Origin of the sequence: Saccharomonospora iraqiensis subsp. paurometabolica YIM 90007 (assembly GCF_000231035.2) — a bacterium.
Taxonomy (GTDB): Bacteria; Actinomycetota; Actinomycetes; order Mycobacteriales; family Pseudonocardiaceae; genus Saccharomonospora; species Saccharomonospora paurometabolica.
On the sequence record NZ_KI912245.1, the window covers coordinates 8,837 to 13,272 of the forward strand.

Annotated in this window: 4 protein-coding genes and 2 pseudogenes; 3 read left to right on the forward strand and 3 right to left on the reverse strand. The window is 75.4% G+C overall.

Features of this window, described 5'->3' with window-relative positions:
• Window positions 1-268 (forward strand): annotated as a pseudogene (locus SACPADRAFT_RS32890) (TOBE domain-containing protein); the annotation flags it as partial.
• 18 nt (window positions 269-286) lie between these two features.
• On the opposite strand, the gene SACPADRAFT_RS0213975 reads toward SACPADRAFT_RS32890, so the two are convergent.
• The 3 genes from SACPADRAFT_RS0213975 to SACPADRAFT_RS0213985 are packed head-to-tail and all read right to left on the reverse strand — an operon-like array spanning window position 287 to window position 3,320.
• Window positions 287-1,222: an ABC transporter permease subunit gene (locus tag SACPADRAFT_RS0213975; RefSeq protein ID WP_007026649.1), complete on the reverse strand. Its 936-nt coding sequence runs from the start codon at window positions 1,220-1,222 to the stop codon at window positions 287-289.
• Window positions 1,219-2,244 (reverse strand): ABC transporter ATP-binding protein, encoded by a 1,026-nt coding sequence (locus SACPADRAFT_RS0213980; protein WP_051442462.1) that lies wholly within the window; start codon window positions 2,242-2,244, stop codon window positions 1,219-1,221. Before SACPADRAFT_RS0213980 ends, SACPADRAFT_RS0213975 begins: the two co-directional genes overlap by 4 nt.
• Window positions 2,241-3,320 (reverse strand): LolA family protein, encoded by a 1,080-nt coding sequence (locus SACPADRAFT_RS0213985; RefSeq protein WP_007026647.1) that lies wholly within the window; start codon window positions 3,318-3,320, stop codon window positions 2,241-2,243. Before SACPADRAFT_RS0213985 ends, SACPADRAFT_RS0213980 begins: the two co-directional genes overlap by 4 nt.
• Window positions 3,321-3,515: 195 nt before the next feature.
• On the opposite strand from SACPADRAFT_RS0213985, the gene SACPADRAFT_RS0213990 reads away from it, so the two are divergent.
• The gene (locus tag SACPADRAFT_RS0213990) at window positions 3,516-4,256 is read left to right on the forward strand and encodes a response regulator transcription factor (RefSeq protein WP_233357186.1); all 741 of its coding nucleotides are present in this window, start codon (window positions 3,516-3,518) and stop codon (window positions 4,254-4,256) included.
• A pseudogene (locus SACPADRAFT_RS32895) lies at window positions 4,253-4,436 on the forward strand (two-component sensor histidine kinase); the annotation flags it as partial. The gene SACPADRAFT_RS0213990 and the pseudogene SACPADRAFT_RS32895, both read left to right, overlap by 4 nt.

Below are 4,436 nucleotides of genomic sequence, written 5' to 3' on the forward strand. Positions count from 1 at the left end.
AGGCGCGGACCGCCGCAGCACCCCCGACGTCCCCGCCGGTGCCGAGGTCCGCGGGGCCGTCGGCACCGGCGGGGACGTCGGGGCGACGGTGGTGACCCGGCTGCACCGGGCCGACCACGTGCGACTGTCCGTGCGCCCCGATTCCGGCCCGGAACGGGTGGACGCCGTCACCACGATGTCGGAACGGCTCGTGCCGGGCGACCGGGCACGCCTGCGGCTCGATCCGGACGGGATCGCCGTCGTCCCCGGCGCCGGCGACGGCGGGTGACCCGGCCGGACCGGTGGTTCAGCCGTCCCTGGTGATCAGCCGGGCGGTGGCGAGCGACAACCCGATCACGAGGTAGCACGCGGCGCGCACCACGCCCTCGCCCAGCGCGTCCAGCGGCATCGGATCGCGCAGCACGTCCACGACCGACGGCCAGGAGACGTTCAGCAGCAGCGGGTGCAGCCAGTCGAGCGCGTCCAGCACCGCCAGCACGTTGAACACGACGACCCCGCCGAGAACCGTCGCCACCACCAGCAACGGGTGCTCGGTCGCCGACGACACGGCCAGCGCCACCGCGCCGACCGCCCACAACTGCACCGCGACCCAGGCGGTGGCGAGCAGTACCCGGCCGAGCACCTCGACCAGCGACGGCGTCGTGCCGGAGAACGTGAGCAGCGAGTCCGTGCCGCCGATCGCGAGCGCGGTGAGCACACCGCTGAGCGCGACGACCGACGCGGCGGTGACCGTGAGGACGGCGATGCCGAACGCCTTGACGGCCAGCAGCCTGCCCCGGCTCACCGGGGCCAGCAGCCAGCCGCGCAGGGTCCCGTTCGCGTGTTCCCCGGCCAGCGCGTCGGCCCCCGCCATCGCGGCGACCAGCGGCAACAACAGGTTCAACGTCATCATCAGCGCCGCGACGGGCAGCACCAGCGCGTTGCCCGCCGCCATGTCCAGCAGGCCGCTGCCGCCGCCCGGGCCCCCCGGTCCGCCCGGCCCGCCGGGAGGGCCGGGGCCGTCGGTGAACCGCAGCGCCACACCCATGATCACCGGGATGACGGCGAGCAGTCCGAGCACCACCAGCGTGCGGGGCCGGAGGAAGACCAGCCGCAGTTCCGAGGCGAGCAGCCGGCCGAGCGGGGCACGGGAACGGGGCGTGGAGCCGCCGTCTCCTCCCGCGGTCGCGCCCGTTCCGGACGGGTCGACGGCGGCGGAGGCGGTGGATTCCGTCGACCTCATCGGGGGCCCTCCTCGTCCGGTGTCGCCGACACGGCCGCCTCCCCGGCGTCCGGCTCGTCGTCGTCACCCTGTGTCAACCGGGCGAAGAGATCCTCCAGCCCGGTGCGGGCCCGGCGCACCTCGTGCACGTCCACCCCGGCGCGGACCAGTGTCGCCACCACCTCCGGCGCCGTGGCCGCCGTCAGGTCGGCACGCACGCCCTCCGGTGCGGGGCGGGCCGGGACGCGGTTCCCGCGCAGCGCCTCCACCGCCGTCTCCGTGTCCGGTGTGGACACGATCAGCGCGGGCGAGTTCGACTCCAGCAGGTCGGCCAGCTCGCCCTGGGCCACCACGGTGCCCTCGTGCAGCACCGCCACGTGCGTGCAGGTCGCCTCCACCTCGGCCAGCAGGTGCGACGACACCAGCACGGTCACCCCCGCGGCGTGCAGCTCTCCGATGATCGTGCGGATCTCGCGGGTGCCCGCGGGGTCGAGCCCGTTGGTGGGCTCGTCGAGCACCACCATCTGCCGGGGTACCAGCAGCGCCCCCGCGAGGCCGAGTCGTTGCTTCATGCCGAGCGAGTAGCCCCGGTATCGCCGGTCGGCGGCCCCGGCCAGGCCCACCCGCTCCAGTGCGGCCGACACCGCCCCTGCGAGGTCACCACCCGCCAGGTGCGGTTCGGCGGCGGCCAGGCGCAGCAGATTCTGCCTGCCGGACAGGAACGGGTGGAACCCCGGTGACTCGACCAGCGCACCCACATCCGGGAGCGCGCGCGCCGCCCGGTCCGGCATCGGCTCACCCAGCAGGTGCACCTCGCCCGCCGTCGGGCGCACCAACCCGAGCAGCATCCGGATCGTGGTGGTCTTGCCCGACCCGTTCGGCCCGAGCATCCCGAGCACCGCGCCCCGGGGGACGTCCAGGTCGACGTGCTCCACGGCCACGGTGGCCCCGTAGGTCTTGCGCAGTCCCCGGGTCCGTGCGGCGGAGCCCGTGGCGGGTGGGCCCGGGGCCCGGCCCGCCACGGTGGTTCCCGTCGTGCTCACCGGGTGCCCAGGGCCTCGGTCAGAACCGGCTCCGGTACGGCGCCCACGGCCACCCGGCCGTCGTCGGTCACCAGCGCCGTCACCGCCCCGGTGGTGATCAGATGGCCGGAGCCGTACGGGCCGGTGACCCGCTCGCCGACCTGGCGCAGCAGGTCGCGGGGGCTGCCCATGCCGGTGGGGCCGCCCGCGTCGGAGCCCTGCCGGAGGGCGTCTTCGGGAATCCGGGTGAGCAGGACGGTGTCCCAGCCGTCCCCGACGGTCTCCACGGGCCGGTTCCCGGAGCCGTGGCCTTCGGTGTCCGGCCGCGCACCCTTCTCCCCGGGGTCCACGGATTCGACGTCGACGCCCTCGGGCGGCTCGAACTCGAACAGGTGCGCGGGCTGCGCACCGAGGTCGAGCTCGTCGAATCCGACTTCCAGGGCGGGTTCGGTGGTGCCGTGGGTGAACACGGACAGCCGCAGCGGCATCCGGGTCTGCTCGTCCACCGCGACCCGGACCTCACGCAGCAGCGTGCGCTCGTCCGGCCGCGGGGTCAGCACGAGCTCGTAGGCGGGGCGGTCGGCGACCGTGGCGGTGCCGTCCACCGAGACGGTGCTGTTCTCCCGCGCCCCGGCCACGAACTGCCGGGCCAGTGCGGTGGGGTCGGCCGCCTCCCGGCCCGCGCCCGGCGAGCGGTGGTGTTCACCCCGGGGGACGTCGACGCGGGTCGCCGATTCCGCGCCGGAGTCGTACGTCCACAGCGCGTCCTCGCCCAGCACGGCGGTGAGCTCACCGCGCTCCCGTTCCAGCGCGACACGGCTGTGCCCCTCCCCGTCGTGGAACACCCGCGCGGACTCGGAGTTCAGCGCGGACAGCCCCGGCAAGGCCGCCAGGTCGAGCCCGTTGTCCAGCCCGACGGTGCCGGACAACGCGGGCACGTCGGCGCGCAGCACCGACTCCACCAGCGCCTGCGCCTCCACCGGGGGCAGGTCGGGCTCCGTCCCCGCGCCCGCGGGCGCCGCGAGCACCCCCAGCCCGGTCGCCCCCACCGCGGTGCCCACCACGGCGATGGCCGTTGCTCGTCTTCTCGGGTTCACGGTTCCTCCTCGTCCGGTGTCTCCAGTGTGCCCGGGACCCCGACACCGCGCCCCCGTCCGGTGGTCGGTGGGCGGGGTGCCCCGACGTCCTCCAGGGTGCGGCGGCGGAGCTGAGACGTCCCTGAGACCGCACCGGGAGCTGAGATCGCGCTGAGAGTTCCCGCGCCCGGCGGCGCGGGCGGGCATCCTGTGGGTGTGAAACCGCGAGTGCTGGTGGTCGACGACGAACCCGGCGTGCGCAAGGCGCTGCGCCGCGGGCTCACCGCGGAGGGTATGGAGGTCGTGGTCACCGCGGACGGGCACGACGCGCTGCGCCTGGCCCGCACGGGGACCTTCGACGTGCTGCTGCTGGACATCATGGTGCCCGGCCTGTCCGGCTACCGCGTGCTGGAGCGGCTCCGGGACGAGGGTGTGCCCACCCCGGTGCTGCTGATTTCGGCGAAGGACGGTGAGGTCGACCAGGCCGACGGGCTCGACCTCGGCGCCGACGGCTATCTCGTCAAGCCCTTCTCGTTCGTGGTGCTCGTGGCCCAGGTCCGGGCGGTGCTGCGCCGGTCCGGCGAGCGGCGGGGTGCGGGTCCGCTGCGGCTCGGTCCCCTCGTGGTGGACCGGGACACCCGCACGGTGCGCTGGCACGACGAGCCCGTCCCGTTCTCGCCGCGCGAGTTCGCGCTGCTGGAGGTGCTCGCCGGGCGGCCCGGCACCGTGGTCACCAAGGACGAGCTGCTGCGTGCGGTCTGGGGGGACGAACAGGCCGCCACCCGCAACGTCGTCGAGGTCTACGTCGGCTACGTGCGGCGCAGGCTGGAGGCCGCCGGGGCGCACGGGGTGGTCCGCACCGTCCGCGGCCACGGCTACGTCGCCTCCGACCCGGACACCGTCCCCGGAGGGGAGGCCGGTGCCGGCCCCTCGGCCGACGCGGTGCGACCGACGTGATCCGCGGGCCGGTGCGTTGGTGGCGCGGACGCGGCCTGCGGTTCCGGATCACCCTGGCGGCCACCACGATCGCGCTCGTCCCGCTGTTCGGACTGGCCGTGGCCGCGGGCCACGTGCTCGGCCCGCTGCTCGTGGAGTCGGTGGACGCCGAGTTGGAGCGCACCCGCGCGCGGGCGGGCG

What these genes read in the sequence shown, in the direction of transcription:
- SACPADRAFT_RS0213975 (WP_007026649.1), bottom strand. Translation starts at nt 1,222, where the DNA reads ATGAGGTCGACGGAATCCACCGCCTCCGCCGCCGTCGACCCGTCCGGA.